Source organism: Enterovibrio norvegicus, assembly GCF_002876705.1.
In the GTDB taxonomy this organism is placed as follows: domain Bacteria; phylum Pseudomonadota; class Gammaproteobacteria; order Enterobacterales; family Vibrionaceae; genus Enterovibrio; species Enterovibrio norvegicus_B.
Genome location: NZ_MDAG01000018.1, coordinates 67,566 through 94,484, shown reverse-complemented (window position 1 = coordinate 94,484; position 26,919 = coordinate 67,566). Strand labels below are relative to the sequence as shown.

Annotated in this window: 26 protein-coding genes; 11 read left to right on the top strand and 15 right to left on the bottom strand. The window is 49.2% G+C overall.

All coding sequences use genetic code 11. The features are described from left to right. Positions 1-51: 51 nt before the first annotated feature. Genes BCT27_RS11890 through gpmM form a run of 3 tightly spaced genes read right to left on the bottom strand, consistent with a single transcriptional unit; the run spans position 52 to position 3,495 of the window. Entirely contained in the window at positions 52-768 is a 717-nt protein-coding gene (locus BCT27_RS11890) for a divergent polysaccharide deacetylase family protein (RefSeq protein WP_102395898.1), read from the bottom strand. A gap of 16 nt (positions 769-784) precedes the next feature. Continuing rightward, positions 785-1,939 (bottom strand): peptidoglycan DD-metalloendopeptidase family protein, encoded by a 1,155-nt coding sequence (locus BCT27_RS11885; RefSeq protein ID WP_102395897.1) that lies wholly within the window; start codon positions 1,937-1,939, stop codon positions 785-787. Positions 1,940-1,956: 17 nt separating this feature from the next. Then, positions 1,957-3,495, bottom strand: a complete 1,539-nt coding sequence (gene gpmM / locus BCT27_RS11880; protein ID WP_102395896.1) for a 2,3-bisphosphoglycerate-independent phosphoglycerate mutase — start codon at positions 3,493-3,495, stop codon at positions 1,957-1,959. 443 nt (positions 3,496-3,938) lie between these two features. Here gpmM and BCT27_RS11875 point away from each other — a divergent pair, with 443 nt between their 5' ends. From BCT27_RS11875 to cysE, 4 genes are all read left to right on the top strand, one after another. Then, positions 3,939-4,379 (top strand): rhodanese-like domain-containing protein, encoded by a 441-nt coding sequence (locus BCT27_RS11875; protein WP_102395895.1) that lies wholly within the window; start codon positions 3,939-3,941, stop codon positions 4,377-4,379. Positions 4,380-4,484: 105 nt separating this feature from the next. Continuing rightward, positions 4,485-4,955, top strand: a complete 471-nt coding sequence (secB, locus tag BCT27_RS11870; protein ID WP_017009548.1) for a protein-export chaperone SecB — start codon at positions 4,485-4,487, stop codon at positions 4,953-4,955. A 27-nt stretch (positions 4,956-4,982) separates the two neighbouring features. Beyond that, a complete protein-coding gene (gpsA, locus tag BCT27_RS11865; protein WP_102395894.1) occupies positions 4,983-6,014 on the top strand; it encodes an NAD(P)H-dependent glycerol-3-phosphate dehydrogenase in 1,032 nt (343 codons plus the stop codon). A gap of 317 nt (positions 6,015-6,331) precedes the next feature. Beyond that, a complete protein-coding gene (cysE, locus tag BCT27_RS11860; RefSeq protein WP_017009550.1) occupies positions 6,332-7,174 on the top strand; it encodes a serine O-acetyltransferase in 843 nt (280 codons plus the stop codon). Positions 7,175-7,298: 124 nt separating this feature from the next. Here cysE and pfkA read toward each other — a convergent pair whose 3' ends face one another. The 3 genes from pfkA to BCT27_RS11845 all read right to left on the bottom strand — a co-directional run bounded on the left by pfkA (position 7,299) and on the right by BCT27_RS11845 (position 10,101). Beyond that, positions 7,299-8,261, bottom strand: a complete 963-nt coding sequence (gene pfkA, locus BCT27_RS11855) for a 6-phosphofructokinase (protein ID WP_017009551.1) — start codon at positions 8,259-8,261, stop codon at positions 7,299-7,301. A gap of 266 nt (positions 8,262-8,527) precedes the next feature. Further along, positions 8,528-9,418 carry a CDF family cation-efflux transporter FieF gene (gene fieF / locus BCT27_RS11850; protein WP_102390363.1) on the bottom strand — a complete coding sequence of 297 codons (891 nt, stop codon included), beginning with the start codon at positions 9,416-9,418 and terminating at the stop codon, positions 8,528-8,530. Between the two features lie 212 nt (positions 9,419-9,630). Then, complete coding sequence (locus BCT27_RS11845) at positions 9,631-10,101, bottom strand: Spy/CpxP family protein refolding chaperone (protein ID WP_198597553.1); 471 nt, start codon at positions 10,099-10,101, stop codon at positions 9,631-9,633. Between the two features lie 248 nt (positions 10,102-10,349). On the opposite strand from BCT27_RS11845, the gene BCT27_RS11840 reads away from it, so the two are divergent. From BCT27_RS11840 to BCT27_RS11830, 3 genes are all read left to right on the top strand, one after another. After that, a complete protein-coding gene (locus tag BCT27_RS11840) occupies positions 10,350-11,045 on the top strand; it encodes a response regulator (RefSeq protein ID WP_102395893.1) in 696 nt (231 codons plus the stop codon). Then, positions 11,045-12,442 carry an envelope stress sensor histidine kinase CpxA gene (gene cpxA / locus BCT27_RS11835; RefSeq protein WP_102395892.1) on the top strand — a complete coding sequence of 466 codons (1,398 nt, stop codon included), beginning with the start codon at positions 11,045-11,047 and terminating at the stop codon, positions 12,440-12,442. Before BCT27_RS11840 ends, cpxA begins: the two co-directional genes overlap by 1 nt. 142 nt (positions 12,443-12,584) lie before the next feature. Beyond that, positions 12,585-14,255 carry a methyl-accepting chemotaxis protein gene (locus BCT27_RS11830; protein ID WP_277872009.1) on the top strand — a complete coding sequence of 557 codons (1,671 nt, stop codon included), beginning with the start codon at positions 12,585-12,587 and terminating at the stop codon, positions 14,253-14,255. Positions 14,256-14,344: 89 nt separating this feature from the next. Here the strand turns inward: BCT27_RS11830 and trmL are convergent, their stop codons facing one another. Both trmL and tpiA read right to left on the bottom strand, forming a co-directional pair. After that, on the bottom strand, positions 14,345-14,809 hold the full coding sequence (trmL, locus tag BCT27_RS11825; protein WP_102395890.1) for a tRNA (uridine(34)/cytosine(34)/5-carboxymethylaminomethyluridine(34)-2'-O)-methyltransferase TrmL: 465 nt from the start codon (positions 14,807-14,809) through the stop codon (positions 14,345-14,347). A 181-nt stretch (positions 14,810-14,990) separates the two neighbouring features. Beyond that, positions 14,991-15,761: a triose-phosphate isomerase gene (tpiA, locus tag BCT27_RS11820; RefSeq protein ID WP_102390358.1), complete on the bottom strand. Its 771-nt coding sequence runs from the start codon at positions 15,759-15,761 to the stop codon at positions 14,991-14,993. A 280-nt stretch (positions 15,762-16,041) separates the two neighbouring features. Between tpiA and BCT27_RS11815 the strand changes: the two genes are divergently transcribed. Then, entirely contained in the window at positions 16,042-16,395 is a 354-nt protein-coding gene (locus BCT27_RS11815) for a 5-carboxymethyl-2-hydroxymuconate Delta-isomerase (protein ID WP_017009560.1), read from the top strand. 73 nt (positions 16,396-16,468) lie between these two features. On the opposite strand, the gene BCT27_RS11810 is transcribed toward BCT27_RS11815, so the two are convergent. The 3 genes from BCT27_RS11810 to BCT27_RS11800 all read right to left on the bottom strand — a co-directional run bounded on the left by BCT27_RS11810 (position 16,469) and on the right by BCT27_RS11800 (position 18,554). Next, on the bottom strand, positions 16,469-16,807 hold the full coding sequence (locus BCT27_RS11810) for a DUF3135 domain-containing protein (protein ID WP_017016237.1): 339 nt from the start codon (positions 16,805-16,807) through the stop codon (positions 16,469-16,471). Between the two features lie 320 nt (positions 16,808-17,127). Next, the gene (locus tag BCT27_RS11805; protein WP_102395889.1) at positions 17,128-17,871 is read right to left on the bottom strand and encodes a ferredoxin--NADP reductase; all 744 of its coding nucleotides are present in this window, start codon (positions 17,869-17,871) and stop codon (positions 17,128-17,130) included. 62 nt (positions 17,872-17,933) lie between these two features. Beyond that, entirely contained in the window at positions 17,934-18,554 is a 621-nt protein-coding gene (locus BCT27_RS11800; protein WP_017009563.1) for a helix-turn-helix transcriptional regulator, read from the bottom strand. A 329-nt stretch (positions 18,555-18,883) separates the two neighbouring features. Between BCT27_RS11800 and BCT27_RS11795 the strand changes: the two genes are divergently transcribed. Beyond that, positions 18,884-19,915, top strand: coding sequence for an HlyD family secretion protein (locus BCT27_RS11795; RefSeq protein WP_102395888.1), 1,032 nt, complete (start codon positions 18,884-18,886; stop codon positions 19,913-19,915). Positions 19,916-19,980: 65 nt separating this feature from the next. Next, the gene (locus BCT27_RS11790) at positions 19,981-21,468 is read left to right on the top strand and encodes a DHA2 family efflux MFS transporter permease subunit (RefSeq protein WP_102395920.1); all 1,488 of its coding nucleotides are present in this window, start codon (positions 19,981-19,983) and stop codon (positions 21,466-21,468) included. 79 nt (positions 21,469-21,547) lie between these two features. On the opposite strand, the gene glpX is transcribed toward BCT27_RS11790, so the two are convergent. After that, entirely contained in the window at positions 21,548-22,555 is a 1,008-nt protein-coding gene (glpX, locus tag BCT27_RS11785; RefSeq protein WP_102395887.1) for a class II fructose-bisphosphatase, read from the bottom strand. A gap of 215 nt (positions 22,556-22,770) precedes the next feature. After that, on the bottom strand, positions 22,771-24,276 hold the full coding sequence (gene glpK / locus BCT27_RS11780; protein WP_102395886.1) for a glycerol kinase GlpK: 1,506 nt from the start codon (positions 24,274-24,276) through the stop codon (positions 22,771-22,773). Positions 24,277-24,910: 634 nt separating this feature from the next. Between glpK and zapB the strand changes: the two genes are divergently transcribed. After that, positions 24,911-25,153, top strand: a complete 243-nt coding sequence (gene zapB / locus BCT27_RS11775) for a cell division protein ZapB (protein WP_017009568.1) — start codon at positions 24,911-24,913, stop codon at positions 25,151-25,153. Between the two features lie 89 nt (positions 25,154-25,242). Here zapB and rraA read toward each other — a convergent pair whose 3' ends face one another. Both rraA and BCT27_RS11765 read right to left on the bottom strand, forming a co-directional pair. Continuing rightward, positions 25,243-25,728: a ribonuclease E activity regulator RraA gene (gene rraA, locus BCT27_RS11770; RefSeq protein ID WP_017009569.1), complete on the bottom strand. Its 486-nt coding sequence runs from the start codon at positions 25,726-25,728 to the stop codon at positions 25,243-25,245. A gap of 164 nt (positions 25,729-25,892) precedes the next feature. Further along, positions 25,893-26,798 (bottom strand): 1,4-dihydroxy-2-naphthoate polyprenyltransferase, encoded by a 906-nt coding sequence (locus BCT27_RS11765; RefSeq protein ID WP_198597552.1) that lies wholly within the window; start codon positions 26,796-26,798, stop codon positions 25,893-25,895. Positions 26,799-26,919 lie beyond the last annotated feature (121 nt).

Genomic DNA, 26,919 nt, shown 5'->3' with positions numbered 1-26,919 from the left:
ACCAATTTGAACGCTTGATTAAACCCGCTTCGGCGGGTTTTTTTATGCCATTTACTGAGACAGAGCCTGTGAGATGGGCACGAGATCGACACGCTCTTGCAGTGATGGCAGTGCTTTTTGCAACGTATCAAGCGTGATTGGAAACGGGTGAGCAATGACGACAGCGATGCCGCGTCGGTTGGCTTGTTGAATCGCGAGCTCGAGTTGTTGGTGGATAAAATCTTCCGTTTGTAGATGATCGAGAAAAACATGACGGCGGTTATTGGCTAATCCGTGCTGCTTTGCAATTTTCTGCGCCACCGTGCTCGGCGTGGTGCGGCTATCAATAAAGCCGAGATCCTTGGCGTGAAGCGCTTCCATGATCCAGTGCATAGGCTCGTGATGTTGCGTGAGTAAGCTGCCCATATGGTTATTCACTGCCACGGCGTGGGGCACGCGATAGAGCGCTTCTCGAACCGAGGTTTGTATTTGTTCTTTGTCCATTTCAAGCGTCAGCGCATTGGGCTCGGCGGGTGAGCCAGGTGGGCTTTGCATAGGAAGGTGAAGCAACACTTCACGGTGTTGATTGAGCGCTGTCAGGGCAACGGCGGTATCGAATTCAGTGAAAGGAATGACAGATACGCTGATTTCAGGTGGCAGCTTTGCAATGTCTCGTGGCATCAAATCATAGCCGAGATCATCAATGATCAGTGCGAGCTTAGGCTTGGCGACGACAGGCGGCGCCAGAAGCAGTATGAGTAGGGCGGTGACAGTGACAATCCTTTGCATCTGCGACCTTCTTGGCTTACCGGCCTAACCAGGGGCTAGGGTTGGTGGCATTGCCTTTTCGCCGAATTTCAAAGTAAAGGCCGGATTGTGTCTGCCCGCCGCTGTTCCCGACGAGGGCGATAGGGTCGCCTGCTTTTACAGTATCTCCGACGTTTTTCAATAGGGCTTGGTTATACCCGTAAAAACTCATGTCGCCTTTGCCGTGGTCGATGACAACCATCAAACCATAGCCGCGAAGCCAGTTAGACAGAACAACAGTGCCATCGTGTGCTGCTTTGACTTCAGCGCCTTCTTTGGATGAGATGACCATGCCATTCCAACGAAGCTCGCCCGTTTGCGTACTACCAAAGCTGTGCAGAGTTTTTCCTTTGACAGGACGGTGCAATTTGCCTTTGTAGCGGCCTAAACCATCCATTTTTACTTTGGCTTGCTCGGCGGCAATTCGGGCTTGTTCTGCGGCTTTCGCCACTTCCGCTTTTAAGCGGTTTTGGTTGTTACGAAGTTCAGACAAATAGCTTTTATCGCTACGAATCTGTCGTTGTACCGCGCCGGCGGTTTTCTTCTGAGCGTGCTGTTGTTTTTCCAGTGTCGCTTTATCGGCTTTCAATGCATCGAGTAGCGCAGTTTGCTTTTGCGTTTGCTCGGCAAGCATGCGGCGCTTCAGTTGAAGTTCGGTATCCGTGGCGGCCAGTTCATTGATGGCATCGGTACGCGCTTTGGATAGTCGTTCAGCGTAAACGGTCATACGATCAAGGTCGTTGCTGTCTTCGCCACTTAAAAAGGTATTGAGTTGGCTGTGCTCACCCTGACGGTATTGGCTGTTTAAAAGTTCTTTCAACAGCTCCATCTGACCTAGCTTACGCTGTTCCAATCGTTGGCTTTCTTGATTGAGGGTGGCAATTTCATCGTCGATGGTTTCAAGCTTTAAGGACGCTGCACGGATTTGTGTGGCAACCGAGCTGATGGCTTGTTCTTGTTTTTTTAGGTCGGCTTGAAGGGTGTTGAGCTTTTTGCTGCTGGCACTAAGTTGTTGCTGCTGGCGGGAAATTTCATTATTCACACCAGACAGTTGCCCTTCATCAGCCCGTGAAGCTGTGCTGAATAACAGGCATAGAAAAACGCCAGTGCAAAGAGCACTGGCGCGAGTTTTGTTGGTGAAGCGCTTAATCATTTCCCGCATGGAGACGATTATTTCAGATTGAACAGCGGCTTACCAGTCATGTCTGAAGGGATTGAGGTGTCTGTCAATGCAAGCATGGTTGGTGCTAAGTCAGACAGCTTACCGCCTTCTGTCAATTCCAGGTCTTTGCTACCTACGTAGATCAAAGGTACCGGAAGGTTGGTGTGTGCAGTATGGATACCACCCGTTTCTGGGTCGATCATCATTTCTGCGTTACCGTGGTCAGCTGTTATTAGCAATTGACCGTCAACGTCTTTGATGGCTTCAACAACGCGACCGATGCAGCTATCAACGGCTTCACATGCTTTAACCGCAGCATCGTATACACCGGTATGGCCAACCATGTCGCCGTTCGGGTAGTTACAGATGATTTGGTCAAACTTACCGCTCTTGATGGCTTCAACCAATTTGTCGGTCAGTTCTTCAGAGCTCATTTCTGGCTGAAGATCGTAGGTTGCCACTTTAGGAGAGGCAACCAGTGAGCGCTCTTCGCCGTCAAATGCGTCTTCTGCACCGCCATTGAAGAAGAAGGTCACGTGCGCGTATTTTTCTGTTTCAGAAATACGAAGCTGCGTTTTGCCTTCTTTTGATAGCCACTCACCTAGCGTATTCACAAGGTTGTCTGACGGATATGCGCAAGACGCGTCGATGTCTGCTGCGTATTCAGTCAGCATCACGAAGTCTGCAAGCTCAGCCACTTTTGAACGGGCGAAACCGTCAAAGCTCGGCAAGAACGTACGTGCGATTTGACGCGCGCGGTCAGCACGGAAGTTCATGAAAATCAGGCTGTCACCGTCGTTGATAGACGCTACAGGTTGACCTTCAGCACGGATTTCAGACGCTTTAACGAACTCATCGTTTTCTTCACGTGCGTAAGCGGCTTCAAGCGCGTCTACAGAGGAGGCATACGTGAAGTCGCCTTTTGCTTCAGTAAGAAGGTCGTACGCTTTTTCAACGCGATCCCAGTTGTTATCGCGGTCCATTGCATAGTAACGACCAACGATAGACGCGGTACGGCCTTTGCCCAGTTTCGCGAATAGCTCATCGAAACGAACCAAAGAGTTTTGTGCGCTACGCGGTGGCGTATCACGGCCATCTAGGAAGCAGTGTAAGTACACGTTTTCTGCGCCGCGCTGAACAGCCATTTCTACTGCTGCAGCAATATGGTCTTCATGGCTGTGAACACCGCCTGGTGACATCAGACCCATGATATGCACTGCTTTGCCAGCTTTCGCTGCTTTGTCGACAGCGTTAGTGAGCACTGCGTTGTCAAAAAACTCACCGTCAGCAATCGACTTAGTGATTTTTGTTAGGTCTTGGTAAACGATACGACCGGCACCAATGTTGGTGTGGCCGACTTCTGAGTTACCCATTTGACCGTCTGGCAGGCCAACATCCATGCCTGATGCAGAGATCAGGGTGCTGGTGCCCGCCATCAAACCATCAAGTACAGGTGTTTTTGCATTAGCAATGGCGTTGTCGTTGTTATCTTCGCGATAACCCCATCCATCCAGAATAACGAGTGCCAAAGGCTTCTTAGCAGACATACGGTGTCCTCTTTATGTCAATTTCAATGTGTAAAATAGAAAAAGCGATTAGCGTAACTTTACTACATTTTACTGGTCGATCAGTAGGCAAATCTTTCTGCTAACGTTTCAACAAATCTTGTAACGGCAAGTGCTTAACGCAGCCTCTTTGCGTCTTTGAAGAAAAAGCTTACTTTTTAATGCCTTCTCTTATTGTTCGCCATTCGAATAAAAACTGTAGTAAGTCAACAGCCTTTCAATTGCTCGTTGTCCAATTTCAGGTGGTCGGTGAGCAACATTGATGTCTTTATCTGTACGTAAGGGTGGATGTGATGGAATTCAAGTTTTTCGCTTTAATAAGAAGTGAGCAAGGGCATGGAAATCCAAGCCCATGCTGTACTTGAGGACGGGGGAGGTTATACTCGGGGTCGATTTTTTTGCCGACATAAATGTAGAAGCGAGCTATGCAGCAGTTTATTGAATTTGTTCAAAGTGAAATGATTTTGTCACTTGTGTGGGTGGCTCTGGTTGTCATGCTGATTGTGTCAGTTGTTAAACAGAAAACCGCCGCTTATGCCGTCGTGACGCCAAATGATGCGACAGTCCTTGTTAACCGCCAGAACGGTGTGTTTGTGGATATTCGTAGCCGTGATGATTATCGCGCAGGTCATATTGCTGGCGCACTTCACGTTTTGGCGAAAGACATTAAAGCAGAAAGCTTTGGTGAGATTGAAAAACACAAGTCTGACCCAATCATCGTGGTATGTAAGTCTGGTCAAACCGCTGCAGAAAGCGCCAATGCGCTGGTAAAAGCAGGGTTCGAGAGTGTCAGCATTCTTAAAGATGGCTTGATGTCGTGGAATGAAGCGAATCTGCCACTGATCAAACACAAAAAGAAAAAGTAACCGTTTATTATCGGGTGACCTATTCGACAGGCAGCCCTCTTAGGCTGCCTGAATTATTTTGTAATGCGTGAAAGCATTTGTTTTATATAACAAGGATTTAACACTATGGCTGAAGCAGCGAACAACCAACAAGCACAACAGAACTTTGCGATTCAACGTATCTTCCTGAAAGACGTGTCTTTTGAAGCGCCAAACTCTCCTGACGTGTTTCAGCAAGAATGGAATCCAGATGTAAACCTAGACCTAGACACGCAAAGCCGTGAGCTGGGTGAAGGCGTTTACGAAGTGGTTCTTCGTCTGACCGTGACTGTTAAAAATGCAGAAGAAAGTGCGTTCCTATGTGAAGTACAACAAGGTGGTATCTTCACTATTGACGGTATGGAAGCGCCACAACTTGCGCATTGCCTAGGTGCATTCTGCCCGAACATCCTATTCCCATACGCGCGCGAGACTATCTCTAGCCTAGTGGTTAAAGGTACGTTCCCACAACTGAACCTAGCGCCAGTTAACTTTGACGCATTGTTCATGAACTACCTGCAAAACCAAACACAAGCGACAGACGGCGCAGAAGCGTAATCTACGCAAATTTAAAGGTCGACACGAATGACAGATACCGCGAAAGCCAATGTTCTAGATGCAAACGTGGCTATGACCGTACTGGGCGCAGGCTCATACGGCACTTCTCTTGCAATCTCACTCGCGCGTAATGGTGCGAATGTGGTGTTGTGGGGGCACGAACCCGAGCACATGGCGCAATTGGAAATAGATCGTTCTAATGAAGCATTTCTGCCGGGTGTCGCCTTTCCAGATTCACTGATCCTCAGCGCCGATCTTCAAGAAGCCGTTCAAGCAACGCGCGATATTCTTGTGGTGGTTCCAAGCCATGTGTTTGGCATGGTACTGGCGCAGGTGAAGCCATTTCTTCGTAATGACCAACGAATTTGTTGGGCTACGAAAGGTTTAGAGCCAGAGACAGGTCGTTTACTTCAAGATGTCGCGCATGAACAGTTGGGCGATAACGTGCCATTGGCGGTGTTATCAGGCCCAACGTTTGCCAAAGAACTGGCAGCAGGTATGCCGACTGCAATTTCAGTCGCGTCTCCTAATGCTGAGTTTCTTGCTGACCTGCAAGAGAAAATTCACTGTAGCCGTACCTTCCGAGTGTATGGCAACAGCGATTTTGTCGGGATGCAGCTTGGTGGTGCGGTAAAGAACGTGATCGCGATTGGTGCTGGCATGTCTGATGGCATCGGCTTTGGTGCCAATGCTCGCACAGCGTTGATCACCCGTGGTCTTGCAGAACTCACCCGCTTGGGTGTGGCGTTAGGCGCTGAACGCGATACCTTTATGGGCATGGCGGGTTTGGGTGATTTAGTACTGACATGTACCGATAACCAATCTCGTAATCGCCGTTTTGGTTTAGCGTTGGGCAAAGGCCAAGGCGTTGATGAAGCACAAACTGACATTGGTCAGGTTGTTGAAGGCTATCGCAATACCAAAGAAGTCCGAGTTCTTGCGAAACGCATTGGCGTAGAAATGCCAATCGTTGAGCAAATTTATCAGGTACTTTATAAAGGTAAAGATGCCAATTTGGCGGCGCAAGACTTGCTTGCACGTCAAAGAACATCCGAATAGCCCTCGAGCGAAGATGTGAAATCTGAAAACGCGGGATATTCTCCCGCGTTTTTCTTTTTTGCGACAAACGGCAGAATGACTGGGGTAATCGGGTGTTTTGATGTTTGGTCGTCTAAGCGGCTATTTTGGTTGTTTAGCTATCTATGTCACACTTAGGGAAAGACTCTTCAATTTTTGGCGAGTGATTCCCCAAGGATGTAGCTATCACCTGCCAAAGCAAATGAGCGAAGGTTTAACACTGCCATTCACACACGACGAAGAATGGGGGATGTTGAGCTGACTGTCAGCAATGTAAGTGAAAGAAGTAAGGGTCAGGAATGCAAAGGACATGTGGTGAAGGCCGCGACAAAAAATGTCAGCAAGACAGTGTTTGGAAGGCCATAAAGCGAGAAGCAAAAGAGCAAACCGAACGTGAGCCTATGCTGGCGAGTTTCTTCCATGCCACCATCATTAAGCACGATACACTCGCTGCGGCACTCAGTTATATTCTGGCGAATAAACTGGCCACGCCAAGCATGCCAGCCATGGCGGTGCGCGAAGTGGTTGAAGAAGCGTATGCGGGCGACAAGCGCATTGTGGCATCTGCTGCTTGTGATATTTGCGCGACTGTCGAGCGAGACCCTGCGATCGAGCTTTATTCCACGCCGCTTTTGTACCTAAAAGGCTTCCATGCGTTGCAAGGCTTCCGTGTGGCGAATTGGCTTTGGTCGCAAGGCCGACGTGAATTGGCGGTGTATCTGCAAAACCAGATTTCTGTTGCGTGTCAGGTGGATGTTCACCCTGCCGCTACGATTGGTCGAGGCATCATGTTCGACCATGCAACTGGCATTGTGATCGGTGAAACTGCCGTGGTCGAAGATGACGTCTCCATTTTGCAAGACGTCACCCTCGGCGGTACAGGTAAAGAAAGTGGCGATCGTCACCCTAAAATCCGTACCGGCGTTATGATTGGCGCTGGCGCTAAAGTGCTGGGTAACATTGAAGTGGGCGAAGGCGCGAAGATTGCGGCATGTTCAGTGGTGTTGATCCCAGTGCCTGCGCATACCACTGCGGCGGGTGTGCCTGCGAAGATCATTGGTACCCCAAGTAGCGACACGCCGTCGTTCGACATGGACCAAAATATCAGTACTTCCGAATTTATTGAAGGCGACGGTATTTGATCTGATTTGCGGGTGTTTAGCATTCGCAGACAACAGAAATGTCTACGCAGAATACAAAAACGGAGCCGATAGGCTCCGTTTTTCATTTCCGCATTCTTGGACGCGTGTTGTAAGCAATCAATGCTTAGAACAGTTTGTTGGCGACGTCGTATAGATCTTGGCGGAATGGGCGACGCATGTTTTCAATCGCATCGATGATGTCGTGGTGAACCAGTTGTTCGTGCTGGATACCGACACAACGACCACCTTCACCTTGAATCAACAGATCAACCGCGAATGCACCCATGCGAGACGCAAGGATACGGTCGAATGCACGAGGCTGACCGCCACGCTGAATGTGACCCAAAATGGTTGCGCGCGTTTCACGACCCGTTTCCGCTTCGATGTACTTCGCCAATTCGTTGGTGTCAGTCATTAGCTCGGTGATCGCGATGATTGCGTGCTTCTTGCCTTTGTAGATACCTTCTTTGATCTTAGAGATCAGGTTCTCTTTATCCAGGCCGATTTCTGGCGTGATGAAGTACTCACAACCGCCAGCGATTGATGCCATCAGGGTCAAATCACCACAGTGGCGACCCATCACTTCAACGATAGAAATACGCTGGTGAGAAGAAGAGGTATCACGCAGACGGTCAATGGCTTCAACAACGGTGTTGAGTGCCGTCAAGTAACCGATGGTGTAGTCAGTACCTGGGATGTCGTTATCAATCGTGCCTGGTAGACCGATACATGGGAAACCCATTTCAGTCAGTTTTTTCGCACCCATGTATGAACCGTCACCGCCAATCACAACCAGCGCTTCGATGCCGTGCATCTTCATGTTCTGGATGGCTTGCTCACGCACTTTCTCTTCTTTAAATTCAGGGAAGCGCGCAGAACCGAGGAAGGTTCCGCCTCGGTTGATCATGTCTGAAACGCTGGTGCGGTTCAGTTTCTCGATGCGGTTCTGGTGAAGGCCTTGGTAGCCATCATAAATACCGCAGACTTCAATGCCTTCACTCAATGCGGCGCGCACAACACCGCGGATGGCTGCATTCATACCTGGGGCGTCACCGCCACTGGTCAAAACACCAATTTTACTAACCATGGTTACCCTCTGACTTTGGGAATTGAACTTTCAAATCCGGTTTGCATGCAGAAACGTAGGCCTCGCACCCTGCTTCGCTAAGAAAAGTCTTAGTAGGTATCGCGGGTTTGCCTCAGGCATGCTTGACGTGCCAGTTTAGCTTGCTGGCTGCTTGTTTAAAACTGTAACTTTCCTACTTATGTAAGACTATTACAATTTAGCTACCGTTTTTCGTTGATAAATATCAGTAACGGTTACAAATTTTTGTGACAATTTGTGTGTTAGTTTTATTCTCGTGGAGATTTTCCTACCACCGAGACAGGATCTTGGTGAATCAAGATGTCCGCATTCGGAAAAGCTATCTCGAGCCGATCTTCCACTTCGTCCGCAATACGGTGCGCATCCACCAATTTCATGTCATCGTCCAACTCAAGGTGAAGCTGAATAAAGCGTGTTGCACCGGCCTGACGCGTGCGAAGATCGTGAACACCTTGCACGCCTGCGACGGTCGACGCCAATGTCATTATCTTGTCTTGTTCTTCCACGGGAAGTTGATGATCCAGCAGAGATTGCACCGCATCATTCGCCATTTTGAAGGCGCTCACCAAAATAAACAGACCTATAAGAATGGCAAAAATGGCGTCAGCTTGAGAGAAGCCATACCAAGATAAACCCAGCGCAATGATGATCGCGATGTTCATGAGCAAGTCAGATTGGTAGTGAAGGGAATCTGCCGAAATCGCTTGGCTGCCGGTTTTGCGCACCACCCATTTTTGGAACAACACTAAACAACCCGTAATGAGTGTTGCGATGACACTGATGGCGACACCCGCTTCAGGGTGATGAAGTTCTGCGGGCTTAAAGAAGCGCTCAACACCATTAAGCAATAAGAAGCAGGCCGAGCCCACAATGAATGCCGATTGCGCGAGCGCGGCGAGTGATTCCGCTTTGCCGTGCCCGAAGCGATGTTCTTCATCGGCGGGTTGCAGAGCGTAGCGCACGACAACGAGGTTAGTCACAGAGGCGAGAAGGTCGATCAGAGAATCAACAAGTGATGCTAACAAGCTCACAGAGCCGGTGTACCACCAAGTGAAAAGCTTCATGATGAGAAGAAACGTGGCTGTGATTGTGGCTGCCCATGCGGCCATTTGAACGAGCCGGGCGTAATTTTTAGTCATATTGAGAACGTATTCTGAACAAGTGCGCAGAGTATAACGTTTTTTGCTGTGGTTTTAAGCAATTGCGCGCGTATTCAATCAAGCAACGTAAAACGTGACAAGTCGTTTACGTTGTCCGCTTAGGTATTACGTTGACTTTTTCTTGCGGTAAAAACGCAACATGCCAGCAGGGGCTGGCATGAAGGGATACTCACTTGGCGGTGAAGTGGCGATTAGCCGTGGTGCTTGTTCATGCGCTCTTGCATGCGTTCAGCCATTTTAGCCATGTTCTCTTCGACTTGAACTTTCTGCTCTGGTGTCAGAACGTTGAGCATGTCGTGTTGTGCTTTCATGCGAGAAATGCGGCGCTCTACTTGTTGGTCTGACATTTTTGTCGCAAGGTCGCGGATAGCGGCTTCATCAAAGTTATCAGCAAGAAGCAGTGTTTGCATTGCTTGGCGGTTAGCCATCATTGCGTCTTTGTTTTGCGCTTTGCTTGCTTTCTTCGCATCACGGTTTTGTTCGCGAAGTGCATCAATTTTTTCTTCTTGAGCATCAGTAAGGTCGATGCCGCGTAGCAAGTGTTTGCCACCCATCATGCCTTCGCCACCGTGGTGTTTACCACCAAACGCCATGGCAGACATAGAACCCATCATCAGAGGCAGGGCGATAACGGTTGCAGCAATACGTTTAGAAAGTTTCATGGTGTTTTCTCCGGTTTGTTTTTTTGTTGTGTCGTTTGATGGGAGTAACTTTATCGCTTGGGACGTAAACCGGTGTGCGGGCAAGGTAAACTTATGTAAAGCGCCGTAAACCTCTGCTTTACGCATGGAATCACGTTCAAGATTGGCAGATACTGTATTCACACAACCTAATAGAGACTGGCTGAACAAAAGCCGCTTAGGTTGCTTGGGTATCCCCCTGACATTACTGATGAAGGCAATCACCGACCATGGCAAACATTCTCCTTATTGATGACGACACTGAATTGACGAGCTTATTAAAAGATCTTCTTGAGCTTGAAGGCTATTCCGTCAACATTGCAGACAACGGTCAGCAAGGATTGGATAAGATTGCTGCTGATACCGACTTGGTATTGCTGGATGTCATGATGCCTGTGCTGAACGGCATGGAAACCTTGCGTCGTCTGCGTGACCAATGGGAAACCCCCGTATTGATGCTTACCGCGAAAGGGGAAGAAATCGATCGCGTGATGGGCTTAGAGCTTGGCGCTGATGACTACTTGCCGAAACCATTTAGCGACAGAGAACTGCTTGCACGCATGCGTGCCATTTTAAGGCGCACTGGCAAAAGCCATGACGAAAAGCGCACCGATGATGCGCAAGAAAAACTTGAGTACCAAGACATCGAAATTTTCCCCGGCAAGATGGAAGTGTATTGCCAGCAGCAGTTGATCGACCTGACAGGCACTGAGACTGCGTTGCTGACCTATTTGGTGAGGCAGCCGGGTACCATCGTCGCGAAAGCCGACATTAGTTTGAATGTGCTGGGAAAACGTCTCGCGCCGTTTGATCGCGCGATTGATATGCACATCTCCAACATCCGCAAGAAGTTACCTGAACGTGCCGATGCTAAGCCTCGCATTAAGACATTGCGTGGACGCGGCTACTTGCTGGTGGAGGTGTAATGCCGTCCTTTCTATCGAAAATAAAATTCCCCCGAATTAAAAGCCTCTATGGGCGCATTTTTGCAACCTTTTGGTTAACGCTATTGCTGGTGCTAATTGCTGTATTAGCAGCCCAACACAGTGACCCACGCCAGCAGCGTAGCTTGCCTGACGCCGTCAAAGTGAAATATACCGAGTTGGCCGAGGACATTTCGCAGGATTTAACCCGCAAGCACGGGAGCTTGCAGTCAAAGCTTAAAAAAATACAGAAGAAGCAGCCAGAGCGTGCGCCGCGAAAACTTTACTTCACAGGGTTAGAAGGCGAGATGTTGTTTAATGGTCATCATGGTAGTAGCCGTGTACTGAAAAACTTCACCAGTGTGGCAGATAACCCCGAAGCACCCATGCAGCGACTTTATGGTCGATGGATGCTGGCTGGACCATTCGTCGTTTCAGACGGTGATGAACAAGCATTGATGTACGTGGGGAAACTGTGGCGAGAAGCCCCGCCGTTCTACGTGCAGATTCTTGATAGACCGTTTCAGTTGCTGCTTGTCACCATGGTGGTGAGTACCCCGTTTTTGCTATGGCTGGCATGGGCGGTAAGCCGACCTGCTCGTCGTCTCCAGCAAGCGGCGGAACGCGTTGCTGAAGGGCGTTTTGAACTCGACCCTGGCCTTGAGCAAGGCCCGCAAGAGTTTCGTCAGGCGGGCGCGAGCTTCAACCAGATGGTGACAGCGCTGAATCAAATGGTCAGTGGTCAACAGCGCCTGCTTTCCGATATATCTCACGAGCTACGCTCTCCGCTAACCCGCCTTCGTATGGCGAATGCGTTGGCAATACGTAAGCAGGGAGAAAGTGCGGATTTAGCCCGTATTGATACCGAAGCCGAGCGTATGGAGCAAATGATTGCCGACTTGCTTTCGCTGTCGCGCATGCAGTTAAACAGCCATGCTGAGCGTGATGTGTTTTCGCTCGACGATCTTTGGCAGACGCTCATGGAAGATGCAGAATTTGAAGCGAGCCAGTGTGACAAACGCTTCAGCTACCAGTCTTTGCCAAACGCAAGCATTGAAGGCAATGGTCCGCTCCTATGCAGCGCATTAGAAAATGTGGTGCGCAATGCCATCAAATACGCGAACACACAGATTAACGTGACGTTTGCTGTTGAAGGACGGAATCTGCTTGTGGAAGTAAGCGATGATGGCGATGGTGTGCCACCCGAAATGCTTGAAGACATATTCAGGCCTTTTTACCGTGTTTCGACTGCAAGAGATCGCATCAGTGGCGGCACCGGGCTTGGGCTTGCTATCACTGATAGCGCTATGCGACAGCACAACGGTCGCGCAGAGGCGCTGCTGAATGATAAGGGGGGATTAACCATTCGGTTAATTTTTAGCCTCGTCACACATTCATAGTCCTGAGAGATTTAGCCGCATTATCTTTACAGTCAAATGTCTCATTTTAGAAACTAATGGCTAACCTTAGAGCATGGTGACGTCTTTTCGACGTTACCACTTGTACCCCCTGCAGTTTATGCTTCTAAGGAATGGTTAGCTTATGTCCTCTTCAATGACGATAAAACAACGACTGACAATGTTCGTCGTTTTAGTGTGTGGTATCCAAATCGTGGTAGGCGCGTTTGTGTTCTACAAGTTGGCTTACATAGAGAGTCATGTGCAAGGGGTAGCTCACAGAGATATTCCAGTGTTAGCCGCTATCAGTAGAGCGACTGAACATCAGGTCGAGCAGCGAGTTCACTACAACAAAGCCTTCCGCTATGCCCTTGAAGTAGGGAAAGAACCGAACGCAGAAGCAAATTACGGCAAAGAAAAAGCGTATTTTTACGAACTCGGTGACAAGGTTAGTAAAGACAAAAAAGAGATCAAAGCGCTGTTGGCTGATGGCATTTTGACAGGCACTGAAGAAGAAAAACTCGCGTTTACCACCGCCGACAATAAGCTCAATGAGGCATCGGAGTTACACACCAAATGGATGGTGCATGTTGAAGACGTCTTCAAAGAACTGGAAGGCGGGCATTTTCACGAGGCCGAAGTGTTGGATCAAGTGGTCGGTGAAGAGGCTGAAACGACAACCAAGATGGTGGACAGCTTGTTGACTGACGTTGGTCAATTTACCGAAACCGCGGTTATTGACATCGAGAAGCGTGCCATCATCTTGGAGTATACCGTTATAGGCTCCGTTCTTGTGGCGTTAATTATTGCCATCATCATGTCAAAAATTATTCTCGCCCGCATCTATGGTGGCCTAAACAAAGTGTCTGAAGCACTTGCCTTGCAAGCGGCGGGAGACTTTAGCCGAGCAGGTGTGGTGGATGAACCTGGCATCATCGGTGTGCTTCAACAGAACATGGAAGGGACGCGTAAAAGCACCAATGCCATGATTGCGAAAGTCGCCGATGAAGTGTCGGAAGCAGTGACAGCGTTAAACTCAACGACACATGCAGTTAAAAGCAATGTAAGCGAGCAATCGAGTGAAATTCTTCAAGTCGCTGCTGCTTTCAATGAAATGTCTGCCACTGCGCAGGAGATTTCCAACAACGCCGCATCCACGCAAAATGCCACTGAGAGTGCATCAACCAAGTCGTCAGAGAGCATGCGTGTGAATGAAGAAGCGATGACCCAGACTCAACAATTGATTGAGAGCCTCTCGCAAAGCAGTGCGGCGTTGAGTGAGCTGGAGAAAAACAGCAGTAACATTGCTTCAGTGCTGGATGTTATTAAAGGTATCGCAGAGCAAACGAACCTGCTTGCATTGAATGCGGCAATAGAGGCTGCGCGAGCGGGTGAACAAGGTCGAGGTTTTGCTGTGGTGGCTGATGAAGTGCGTAGCTTGGCGCAACGTACCCATGACTCCACTTCTGAAATTGAAACCATGATTGCGCAATTAAGCTCGGTAACCAAAGAAGCGGTTGAGACCATGGAGAAGAGCTGTGAAATGGGTGATAAGACCATTTCGCTTTCTCGCCAATCGGGTGAATATCTCTCTCAAGCTAGCGAAGCCAGTGCCGGTGTGACGGACATGAACCTTCAAGTAGCGAGCGCGGCAGAACAGCAAAGCGGGGTGATTGAAGAAGTGAACGTTAACGTGAATAAGATTAATGACATGGCGGAGCTTAGTGCCCAGCAGATTCTAAATTTGGTGGATGCAACGACAAAACTCAATCAAATTGCCACCAATCTTCAGGCTTCTGTTGGCAAACATGCGTAACCACTGACGTCGTCACTGGATGGTGTAATAAATGCAAAAAAGCAGGCTTCGGCCTGCTTTTTTTATTGTCGGAATTCACGGGTAAGGCGCTAAATACCGCCTTTAAAACCAAGCTGACGCCATGCTTCGTAGCAGATGATTGAGACTGAGTTGGACAAATTCAAGCTGCGGCTGCTCGGCATCATAGGGACACGAATGCGTTGCTCTGGTGCGAAATTATCGCGTATAGCATCTGGGAGACCGCTGGTTTCTGAGCCAAACAGCAGTACATCTTCTTCTTGATAGCTTGCATCCGAGTGAGGGCGGCTCCCCTTCGTTGTGCAGGCAAAAATGCGTCTGTCACCCATCGCTTCGAGAAACGCGGCATAGTTTGGGTAGCGAGTGACGTTGGTCAAATCATGATAGTCCAAGCCTGCACGACGCAGTTTCTTCTCTTCGAAATCAAAACCCAGAGGCTCAATCAAATGAAGTTTGCAGCCCGTATTGGCAGCCAGTCGAATGATATTGCCAGTATTTGGAGCGATCTGAGGTTCGTAGAGAGCAATGTGAAACATGACGTTAAATAACCGCACTAGAAAGGTGGAGGGCAGTATAACCTCATGTCAGATGAAGTTGCAGGTTTCGGCGAGAATAACGCGGGCACGAAAAACAAAAAGGAGGAGCGAACAAAAAAGGAAGTGCTAGGCACTTCCTTTTCGATTGCGCGAGGCAAACTAACGTGGCGTTAAGCCATGATTAGTTTTTTGCTTCTGCAGCTGCTTTCGCGATAGCCGCGAAACCTTCAGCATTCAACGCTGCACCACCGACTAGCGCACCGTCGATGTCAGGTTGCGCGAAGTAAGAGGCTGCGTTTTCTGGCTTAACAGAACCGCCGTATTGGATAACAACGTTCTTCGCCACGTCTTCGCTTTTCGCTGCGATGTGTGCACGAATTGCTGCGTGGATGCGTTGTGCATCTTCTGCAGTTGCTGCTTTACCCGTACCGATAGCCCAGATTGGTTCGTATGCGATCACTGCACCGTTTAGCGCTTCAACGCCTTGAGTGTTGATCACTGCGTCGATTTGACGTGCACATACAGCTAGGGTCTCGCCCGCTTCGTTTTGCGCGTCAGATTCACCGATGCAAAGCACTGGCGTTAGGCCGTTTTCTTTTAGGAATGCAAATTTCTTCGCAACGAACTCGTCTGATTCTTCGTGGTATTCACGACGCTCAGAGTGACCGATGATGATGTGAGTCGCGCCAAAATCTTTCAGCATCTCTGGAGAAATGTCACCAGTGAATGCGCCGCTTAGGTTCACGTCAACGTTCTGTGCACCCAAGATGATTTTGCTTTCAGCTTTGCCTAGCAGTTGCTCAGCAAGATCCAAATACATGACAGGTGGCGCGATAGCAACATCAACACCTTCCACACCGTTAAGTTCAGCTTCAAGGCCTTTGATAAGCTCAGCTACCATGGCTTTGTTGCCGTTAAGTTTCCAGTTACCCATTACTAATGGACGGCGCATAGGAATTTCTCCGTAATCCAATTATCAAAATCAATTGCTGGGAACGATAGCAGCAGACCCGCTAGCATTTCCTGCTCAAAATCATAAATGCCATCGTTTGTACGCGTTTTATGCGTAAAAGTGAACCTTTGAGTAACAAATTTTCGTTATAAATTTTCGGAATGGCATTCCTTAACCGCGCTTCCTCATGGTGTGATCTGAGGTTAATTTCCTTCTCTCTAGTAACAATTGCTCGAAATGCTGGGGTACAGTGGCTCAATATCGTAACAAGGAGCAAGTTATGCCTCATATTGTCATGGAGTACAGCGACCCGGTTTCAGAGCGTGTGAATATCGGACAATTGCTAGAAGACTTACACCACACTGTGATTGGTAGTGGTGAATTTGATGCCAGTGATACTAAGTCTCGCGCCTATGCGTGTCATGAGTGGCTCATTGGTGAAGCGGATAACCAAGAGAACTTCATTCATGTCACCTTGTGGCTGTTAGATGGCCGAGATGAAAGTAAGAAGCACAATTTGACACATGCATTGCTCGATGTGCTCAAACAGCATGCGGCTGACGTGGTGAGTTTGACGGTAGATGCTCGCGATATGGATAGACGCTGGTACGCGAAAGAAAAACGCGACGCGTAAGTGTGACGTGTTTTTATGAAGAGGGAAGGGTGTAAAAAAGTCGCGGTGGCAAACCACCGCACTAAAAATGTGTTTACCCTTCTACCGCAACCGTTTCTGCATCGCGACGAGGGCGAAATGGCGTGACGGTTGCCGTTGTTGCAGTGAGTGATTCTGGATCATTCACCGCAGTGGCAAAGCGATCGAACTGGCGCATCAATTCTTTCATCAGCAATGCATTCACGTGGTTGGGGTTTTTACCCACCGCAATGACGTTGTTGATGTGGCACAGCTGCGCTTGAAGTTTTGGCTTCATGTGCTCGCTGGCGTTATCGATGATGTCTTGGCTCATGTCCAATCTGAGTTGTTCCAAAGCTTGCGGGTCCGTTTCCGCTAACGCTTTTAATTCGTCGAATGAAGGCAACGTTTTCATGGCATTACTCCTCCGTCTGCTCATGACTTGCCCTAGACTATACGTTTAAAAAATGAGCGATCAATCACACTGATGACTCATAAGTGAGACATATTTGATCGATCAATTTGGTGTGTCTGAGCTGTGATACAGGTAATTGTTTGATACCAGACTGAAACATGGCATGCGCTAAAACCAAGTCTCAATAATGATACTTGAGTGTAAAAGCGATCGATTTTGCTTTGATGGGGACAAAGTGCCTTATCTGGCAAAGGCGTATTGGTGAGGTGTCGTGTGTTCGAGGATGGTCGATACCCTGAGGTACCGACGTCAGAAAAGGCTTACCAGTATTGCTCTGTGGTGATGTTTCCCGGCTTGCGGCGTAAATTCTTCTCGAGTCCTTTTTGTTCCAGCAGCGCACGAACGTCTTTGACCATCTGTGGGTTGCCACACAACATGATTTGGCTTTGCTCTGCAGACAGAGGCAGGCCGACCACTCGTTCTAACATGCCATCTTCCAATGCATGCGTGATACGGCCAGACAGTGCACCTGCGGTGGGCTCTCGACTGACAAACGGCTGCACAATGATTTGGTCGCTATGGGTGTCCTTGAGTGCGTTAATTTCCGCTTGGTAGCTGAGATCTGCTGAAAACCGCACAGCATGAACCAGAACGACCTTTCTAAAACGCTGCCAGACGTCTTTTTGCTGCAAAATAGACAAATAAGGACCAAGCGCGGTGCCGGTTGAGAGCATCCAAAGGTGTTCGCCTTGGGGGATCTCATCCAGTGTAAAGAAGCCAGTGGCATCTTTGGTGATCATCACTGAATCGCCAGGTTCAAGCGCATGGAGTTGTGGTGATAGAAGGCCATCGGCGACACGAGTCGCGTAAATTTCGAGGTACTTACTGTCGGGTGAGTTGACGTAAGAGTAGGCGCGTTGGATGAGTTTACCGTCGATTTCTAAACCGAGTTTGGTGAACTGGCCAGCGACAAATGGAGAGACGTCAGCGTCGAGCACAAGGCTAAACAGATCCTTATTCCAGCGACGATTCTCGATGACTTCCGCTTTGATCCAATTTGCCATATGCGCTCCTTACCTTTCAGTGATGCGACCCTGATTCACAGGCTGCTTATTATTTTCGTTCGTTACTCTCTCGACAAAATTCTGTAGGTACACCTGCGTTGTCCTTCGATAATGTGCTCCTCACGAGAAACGTGATAGTGCTCACCGAGCAGGGTTTTAAATATGTTCTTCTCTGACTTACACAACGCTGGACAACGGGTTGCGGCTTGGCAAATCGGGCAATGATTTTCGATCAACAAGAAAGCGTCGCCATCTTGTTGCACCTCGGCCATGTAACCTTCTTTCTCTCTAAGATACGCCAAGGTTTCAAGTTTAGCCTTTAAATTGTGGCAATCTTTGAGCGCATCGCGGTATTGCTGCAACGTCTTTTCTTCCCGTTGCTGAATGACTTTGGCAAGGCCTGCTTCACCAAACAAACTCTCGACGGAATCAATCACTGAAATGGCGAGATCGCCATGGCTGTCTGCAAAACGGCGATGGCCTTCCGCGGTCAGCGACCAATGGCGCGTAGGACGACCAACTTTGACGCGGATATCGCTAAAATCCAAAAGACCATCGTCTTCCATGGCTTGCAGATGCTGACGAATGCCCATGGTGGTCATGTCCATTTCATCTGCCAATACACGCGCACTGATCGCACCTTCGCGTTTAATTTTGTTCAGGATTTTGTCGACTGTTTTCATCGCGTTTCGCTACTCCCCGTTGTTGACCCATTATGAAGTGCGCAGGCTAAATAAAGCAATGTCTTTACTTATTTATTGTAGCAGTGTGGTTTTCAGTGAGCGCTGAAGCACGACGTTTTCGCATGCGCTGTGTAAGGTTTGACACTCAATATGTGAAGTTTGTCATGCAACTGAGACCGTATGTCGCAAGGGTAAAAATCGACAAGAAAAACGGGCCGATAGTCCGCTGTTCTCTCACAAAATAAAGCCGCGTAACTACACTGCATCGATGTTCAGTGAGTCGATATGAGTACGCTGCTGTTGGCGGCTAGCGTGTCCGAGGAGGTCAAATGGCAGATAAAAAAGCCTTTCCCGTAAAAAACCTGATTATTTTGTTACTGGTGGCTGGCGTATTGGTGGTCGCTGCGTACTTTTATGTGCGTCATCAAGCACAGTACCCCAGCACGGATGATTCCTACGTTCACGGTAATATCCTCTACATAGCGCCGCAAATCAGTGGGCAACTGACGGATGTTGATGTCACTGATTTTCAGCATGTGGACAAAGGCATGCTGCTCGCTCGGATCAATCCAGCGCCTTATAAAGCCCGTTTAGAACAGGCGCAGGCTGCATATGAGAGTGCAACCGCAGCGAACAAAGCGAGCAGTGATGCCATTGTCGGTGCGAGCGCTCAAATCCGTGCTGCCAGTGCGCAGCTTGTCGATACCGAAGAAAAATACCGTCGTAACATGGCGCTGGTGGCGAAGGGATTGTTGCCGAAACAAGAGGGCGATGATTTGAAAGCAGAGCTTGCTGCCGCAAAGAACAATTTGGACGTGGCGCGCTCAAGAATGTCGCAGCTTGTTAGTGAACAAGGTGCTGTCGGTGACGCTGCGCCCCAAGTCAGACAAGCCGCCGCAGCATTATCGGAAGCCTCGCTAAACCTCTCGTATACCGAAATTGCTGCCCCTTCTTCTGGGCGGTTAGGTGATGTAAATGTGCGCCCTGGCAGTGTTGTTGCTCCCGGGCAAGCCATGATGCCACTGATTGAGGCGGATTCGTTTTGGGTTCAAGCCAACTTTAAAGAGGATGATATCGGGCATATTCACACCACGATGGCCGTTTCTATCGTGTTAGATATGTATCCTGATGTCATGTTTAGCGGCGTTGTTGACGCTATTTCGCCAGCCAGCGGTTCATCCTTTTCTCTGCTGCCGCCAGAAAATGCCACGGGAAACTGGGTAAAAGTACCACAGCGTTTTCCTGTGCGAATCAAACTTGATGACAACGCGAATGCCTCATCATCGACCCCCATGCGGGTAGGGGCGAGTGCCACGGTGACCATTGATACGCTGTCGCGTGAAACCACTGTGGCGAAATAGGCATGGAGGCCAATACCGCGGCAAGCTCGGAAGCGATAAAGCCGCTAGAAGGAACCACTCGCCTCATGGTGACCTTGGCAGTGATGTTGTCGGCCATCATGGTGCTGCTCGACATGACCATCGCCAATGTGTCTTTACCGCATATGATGGGGGCGCTCGGGGTGACCTCAGAACAAGTCACATGGGTGCTGACGTCTTATTCCATGGCGGAAGCCATTTGTATTCCATTGGCGAGCTATTTCAGTTTGCGTTTTGGCGTTCGAAAGCTGCTGCTGGTGTCGGTCACTGGGTTTGTGATCATGTCGGCGCTTTGCGGACAAGCGGACTCCCTGACCGAAATGATCATCTTCCGCATTATGCAGGGAGCGTTTGGCGCGTCGGTCATTCCACTTTCTCAATCCATCATGGTACAGATTTACCCAGCAGAAGAGCGTGGCAAAGCCATGGCGCTGTTTTCTGTGGGTGTTCTACTGGGGCCAATTCTTGGGCCGACGGTGGGTGGGGTAATAACGGAACACATGGACTGGCGCTGGATTTTCTATGTGAACTTGCCGATAGGCGCATTGTGTCTGACCCTGCTGGCTATCTTTGTGCGCATTGATGGACGAGATAAAACCACGGTCGATTGGCCCTTGGTGTTTGGCATGGCTATCGGTATAGGCTTGCTACAAATGGTGCTGGAACGTGGCAACGAAGACGGGTGGTTTAGCTCTAATACCATCTTGTTTGCGTTTGTGATTAGCATGCTTGCGTGGGCATTTTTCTTGGTGCGATCGTTCAAAACCAAAGGCGACATTGCACCAATGTGGCTACTGATAGATCGAAATTTGTTGGTGTCTTGCCTGATCATGACTGGCTTTTCGATGGGCATGTTTGGTATCACCCAACTGCAACCCATGATGCTGGAACAGCTGCTCAACTTTCCCGTCGACACCACTGGGTTTGTTATGGCACCAAGAGGCATTGCTTCCGCCATTGTGCTTCTGGCGATTTCGCGGTTTATCGACCGCCTCGACCCTCGTATGTTGATTACCATTGGCCTTGTGCTTAATGGTATCGGCAGCTTTATGATGATGCGCTATTCGCTCGAGATAGATGTGTATTGGGTGCTTATTCCTAGCATCATTCAAGGGGCCGGTATGGGGTTAGTGTTTGCGCCATTGAGTCAGTTGGCTTACGCGACGTTAGCGCCCAATCAGGCAGTGGGCGGTGCGGTGGTATTCAACCTTTGCAGAACGCTAGGCAGTTCGTTCGGTATCTCGATTGTGAATACCTATTTCAGCCAAATTCAGCAAAAAGAATGGCATGCCCTTGGGTCGGGCATTACCCCTGATAACCCTGTTGTCCAGCATCTTGCTGCCTCTCAGGGTAAAACGGTAACAGACCCTAGCTTCATTGCTAGCGTGACCAACATGCTTCACGAGCAATCGACGCTGTTGGCGTTTGTGTATACCTTTGGATTCATCATGGTGTCGTATGTGGTCTTAATTCCTCTTTTGGCTTTGTTTAAAAAGCCAGAGAAGAAACCACCGCGACAGACAACACCGTCCTGATACCAACAAAAAAGCACGCTAAATAGCGTGCTTTTTTATCACTAACCGTCAGCCTGTGTGCAAACAGTTCGTCGAGAGATTAAAGAATGATGGCTTTTACTGCGTCATCTTTGCGCTCAAGGTAGTGAATAGATTTGATACGACGAATGGTGCGGCATTTTCCGCGAATAAGCAGTGTTTCTGTGGTCGCGATATCGCCTTTGCGTGTGATGCCTTCTAGCAAGTCACCTTTGGTGATGCCCGTTGCTGAGAAAATCACGTTGTCGCTGCTGGCCATGTCTTCCATGGTCAAACGGATATTGGTGGTGATGCCCATTTCTGTGCAGCGCTCAATTTCCACTTCGCCCATGCGACGGTTTTCTGCGTTGTCTTCTTTCACTTCGTGACGAGGAATCAAACGGCCATTCATGTCGCCGCCCAGTGCGCGGATAACGGCAGCTGAAACCACACCTTCTGGTGCGCCACCAATGCCGTACATCACATCGACTTCGCTGTCTGGCATACACGTTAGGATAGAGGCAGCAACGTCGCCATCAGGAATCGCAAACACTTTCACGCCCATTTCTTGCATTTCACAGATGGTGTCGTCGTGGCGTGGTTTCGCCAATGTCGTTACCACCAATTCGTCCAAGGTTTTACCCAGTGCGTTGGCAATGTTGATCAGGTTGTCGCGAAGTGGCAGGTCGATGTTGATAATGCCTTTCGCTTCAGGGCCTACGCACAGTTTTTCCATGTACATGTCAGGGGCTTTTAAGAAGCTGCCTTTTTCGGCTGCCGCCAATACTGCCAATGCATTTGATTGCCCCATGGCTGTCATGCGGGTGCCTTCGATAGGGTCGACTGCAATATCAACCGCATCGCCGCCTAGACCCACTTTCTCACCGATAAATAGCATCGGTGCTTCGTCGATCTCGCCTTCACCAATGACAATTTCACCTTCGATTTCGGTTTTATTCAGAAGAATGCGCATAACCTCAACTGCAGCACCATCAGCAGCGTTTTTGTCGCCGCGGCCAAGCCATTTGTAACCTGCCAGTGCTGCGCCCTCTGTGACGCGTGAAAAAGCCATCGCTAAATCGCGTTTCATCCGATCTCCAGTGTTTTCATGAAGTGAAATAGAAGCTAATCGCCGCCTTGCCATAGTGTGAAATAAGGCCGCGCGAGTAGCTGAAAAACTCGGCGCGGATTTTACCATAAGCAAAAAGGAAACGTTTGCGTTTTTGAGACAAGAAACGTAACGCTCGCCGTTTATCAGCGAGGGTTACGTTTTAGGTATTGAAAAGGAGGTGTGAACACTACGGTTTAGTGGTCTTCCCAACCTTTCGAACACTCCACTGCACGCTGCCAACCACGATGGCGACGTTCGCGTTTGCCGTCGTCTTCACAAGGGGTGAAGCTGCGGTCCAATTCTGACTTATTCATGAGCTCATCAATGCTGCTCCAAAAGCCGACGGCAAGTCCCGCAAGATACGCGGAACCCAGCGCGGTCACTTCGGTGACTTTCGGGCGCTTTACTTCCGTGTTTAATACGTCGGATTGGAACTGCATCAAGAAGTTGTTGGCCACGGCACCGCCATCCACTTTCAGTGAATCGAGTTTGATGCCCGAATCGGCTTCCATCGCGGTTAACACATCAAGCGATTGATACGCGATCCCTTCAAGTGTGGCGCGAATGATGTGGTTTGCGTTCACACCGCGCGTAATGCCCACGATGGTGCCACGTGCATACGGGTCCCAATGTGGCGCACCTAACCCGGTAAATGCAGGAACAACATATACGCCATTGCTGGTATCTACTTTCGTTGCAAAGTATTCCGAATCGCTCGCATCGCTGATGAGTTTCATTTCATCGCGTAACCATTGGATAGACGCTCCGCCCATGAAGACGGCCCCTTCAAGTGCATACGCGACCTCGCCTTTTGGTCCACAAGCAAGGGTGGTGAGAAGCCCATTGTTCGACGTGACTTTCTCTTTGCCTGTGTTCATGAGCAAGAAGCAGCCTGTACCGTAGGTGTTCTTTGCTTGGCCGGCTTCCACACACATTTGACCAAACAGTGCTGCTTGCTGGTCGCCTGCAATGCCTGCGATAGGAATACGTGTGCCGCCTTTACCACCAATGTTGGTTTCGCCATAGACGGTGGAGGAAGATTTTACTTCCGGCATCATTGAGGATGGGATCCCCAATGCCTTGAGCATGGTGTCATCCCATTCCAACGTGTTGATGTTGAACAGCATGGTGCGACTCGCATTGGTATAATCGGTCACATGGACACGCCCTTGGGTCATCTTCCAGATAAGCCAAGTATCGACGGTACCAAACAGCAGATCGCCTTTGGCAGCAAGTTCATGCGCGCCTTCAACATGGTCGAGGATCCACTTTACTTTGGTGCCTGAAAAATAGGGGTCAACCACAAGGCCTGTGGTTTCGCGAATGTAATCTTCGTAGCCATCTGATTTGAGCTGCTCACAAATGGGGGCGGTACGACGGCACTGCCATACAATCGCGTTATAAATCGGCTTGCCGGTATGACGGTTCCACACAATGGTGGTTTCGCGTTGGTTGGTGATACCAATGGCAGCGACTTCATCAGAGCGGATCCCGGATTTTGCCAGTGCTTCCACTAATGTGGCACTTTGCGTGGCCCAAATCTCAAGAGGGTCGTGCTCCACCCAACCAGATTGTGGGTAGATTTGCGTAAATTCGCGTTGGGCGGCGGTCACTATGTTCGCGTCATGATCGAGGATAACCGCACGAGAGCTGGTAGTGCCTTGATCCAATGCGACGACGTATTTCTGTTCCGTGCTCATAGGGTGTCCTCTTTGTTTCCTCTAAACAGCATAGCGCTAAGAATTCGGTTATTGGGGTAGGTACGAGACCCATTTCATGCTCGTGGTCTTGGCTGCCACGATAATAGTACCTGCTACTTTAGTGGCGAAACGGATTTCGTGAAGTGTTTGCGCGTCTAAATGTGCGTTCGCTCATTATTTATGCGATATGAATGCGCGATTGAGCATTTGTGCGGTGAATTTGGGTGTGAAGAAAGGCAACGTGACAGAAAGTGAATAACTTTCGATGGGCTTCAGAGGGCACAAAAAGAAAAGGCTGACACCAAGAGTGTCAGCCCAGCCGATACCGGCAAGTCTTGGAATATTCCAAGAGAGATACGATCGTGTATACGGTACCATGTGAAAAGTGAATATAAATTGAGTGAGATCGCATTGTTAGTCAAAAGTGCAATGGGGAAACCGGATTTAAAAATAACGGCGGTATGAGAAAATGTTAAAACTGCCGCTTTTTTGTTCGCTTGTGATCTAAAAACGTATTAGAAAGGTGCGGCCTGAGCCATGCCCCGTTAGAATAGGTTTTCTGGGACGCACAAGGTGAAGAACCCTTATCGGGCAAGCCTTGGCGAGATTTAGTTGGATTAGAAAGGTGGCCTTGATGTCATTGGAAATTTTAGAGCAGCTTGAAGCCAAAGTTCAGATGGCAGTGGATACCATTTCTCTGCTTCAAATGGAAATTGAAGAGCTTAAAGAAAAGAACGAAACCTTGGGTCAAGAAACGGACACTGTTCGTGAAAGCCGAGATGTATTAGAGCAAGAAAATGCGCGTCTTCGTTCTGACCAAGAGGCATGGCAACAACGCATTCGTAGCCTGCTTGGTAAAATTGAAGAAGTAGAATAAAAAAACAGAGCCGATGGGCTCTGTTTTTCTTTGTGCCTCACTGTTTTCAATGAGGCATCAGACACATCAACGTTTACGCCAATGTGTGATTATTCAATATCGATAGGCTCTTGAGAAAGAATAATACCTGTCGTGTCTGCATAGAGGTGATCTTCAGGAATGAAGGTGACACCACCAAAATTCACCGGAATGTCAGTATCGCCGACGCTTTGGTTATCCGCTCCAACCGGAATAGATGCTAGCGCTTGAACGCCAATATCGATTTCATCTAGCGCATCAACGTCGCGCACACAACCGTACACCACCAAGCCTTCCCAGTTGTTCTCCGCAGCCAGTGCAGCAATGTCTGCATCTACGATAGCGCGGCGCAATGAGCCACCACCGTCGATAAGCATGACGCAACCTTCGCCATTACGCTCTGCCACTTGGCGGATAAGTCCGCTGTCTTCAAAGCATTTCACGGTGACAATCTGACCGCCAAAAGAGCTTCGGCCGCCATACGTGCTCATCATAGGTTCAAGCACATCAACCTGATCGAGGTACATGTCGCACAGTTCAGAGGTATTGTATTCCATAATCAGACTTCTTCTTGGGGCGCAAGTGGCCGGAAGGCAAAATAGTAACGGTTCGAACTAAGCTCACCGTCACCCTATGTCAAAAAAGTATAACGACAAGGGGGGGCATTGCAATGACTCAAAACATAAATCGGATGCCCAACGCCTTTATGTACGTGGTCGTATTAGCGAACCAAGACACCGATGGCGAACAAACAATTGGTCAGCAAGGCCACTTTCACAATGTCTGCCATCATCGGACGCAAGGTTTCTCCGTCGGGTGACGACCACACGGCTTTACCGTGTTTAATGGCGAGCGGGAGTGCCAATACAAATAACCAACCTGTGAGAGGGGCATGCTCAAGCATGGCATAGAGAGCGAAACAGCCAAAGGCGCCGGTGAGTAGCACTTGATGGTAAATTCGCCCCCATCTTGGGCCCATGCGCACCACTAAGGTGTGTTTACCGCAGGCTTTGTCATTGTCGATATCGCGAAGGTTATTGATGTTCAGCACGCCGACAGCCAGTAAGCCACAAGCCGTCGCCGGCAAAAGTACCGCACTGCTAAGCGAGCCGGTTTGCAAGTAGTACGTACCTGCCACACCGAGCCAGCCAAAGAAAATTAGCACGGATAAGTCACCAAGCCCGCGGTAACCGTAAGGCTTGTTGCCAACGGTGTAGCAAATCGCAGCGACAATCGCGAGTGCACCTAAGCCGATAAAACTCAGAATATCTGCGGTCTGGTCAAACGCGGTTAGCACCAACGCGGCACCCGATAAGATGGTGAGTACGATGTTCAACGCCATGGCTTTTTTCATCGTGGTGGTGGTGACCAAGCCTTGCTGAATAGCGCGTTTCGGGCCTAAGCGGTCGTCATTGTCTGTGCCTTTAATGGCATCGCCATAGTCATTGGCAAGATTGGAGAGGATCTGCAACAACAACGCTGTCACCAATGCGAGCAAAGTGACAGTGATAGAAAAACGGTCGGTTTGAGCTGCGACTGCACTGCCACACAAGATGCACGCGATGGCGAGCGGCAGTGTTTTAGGACGCGCAGCGTCGAGCCAAGTAGAAAGAGTGATTGAAGACATAGCCATGCAGTACCTAAAGAATCAGGCGACATTATTGGCATTTTTTACAGTATCGGCAATGTTGAAGCCCAAATTAGCCGTGATAGTCATTGCTGAAGGCTGGATAGGCAGAAACAAAAAC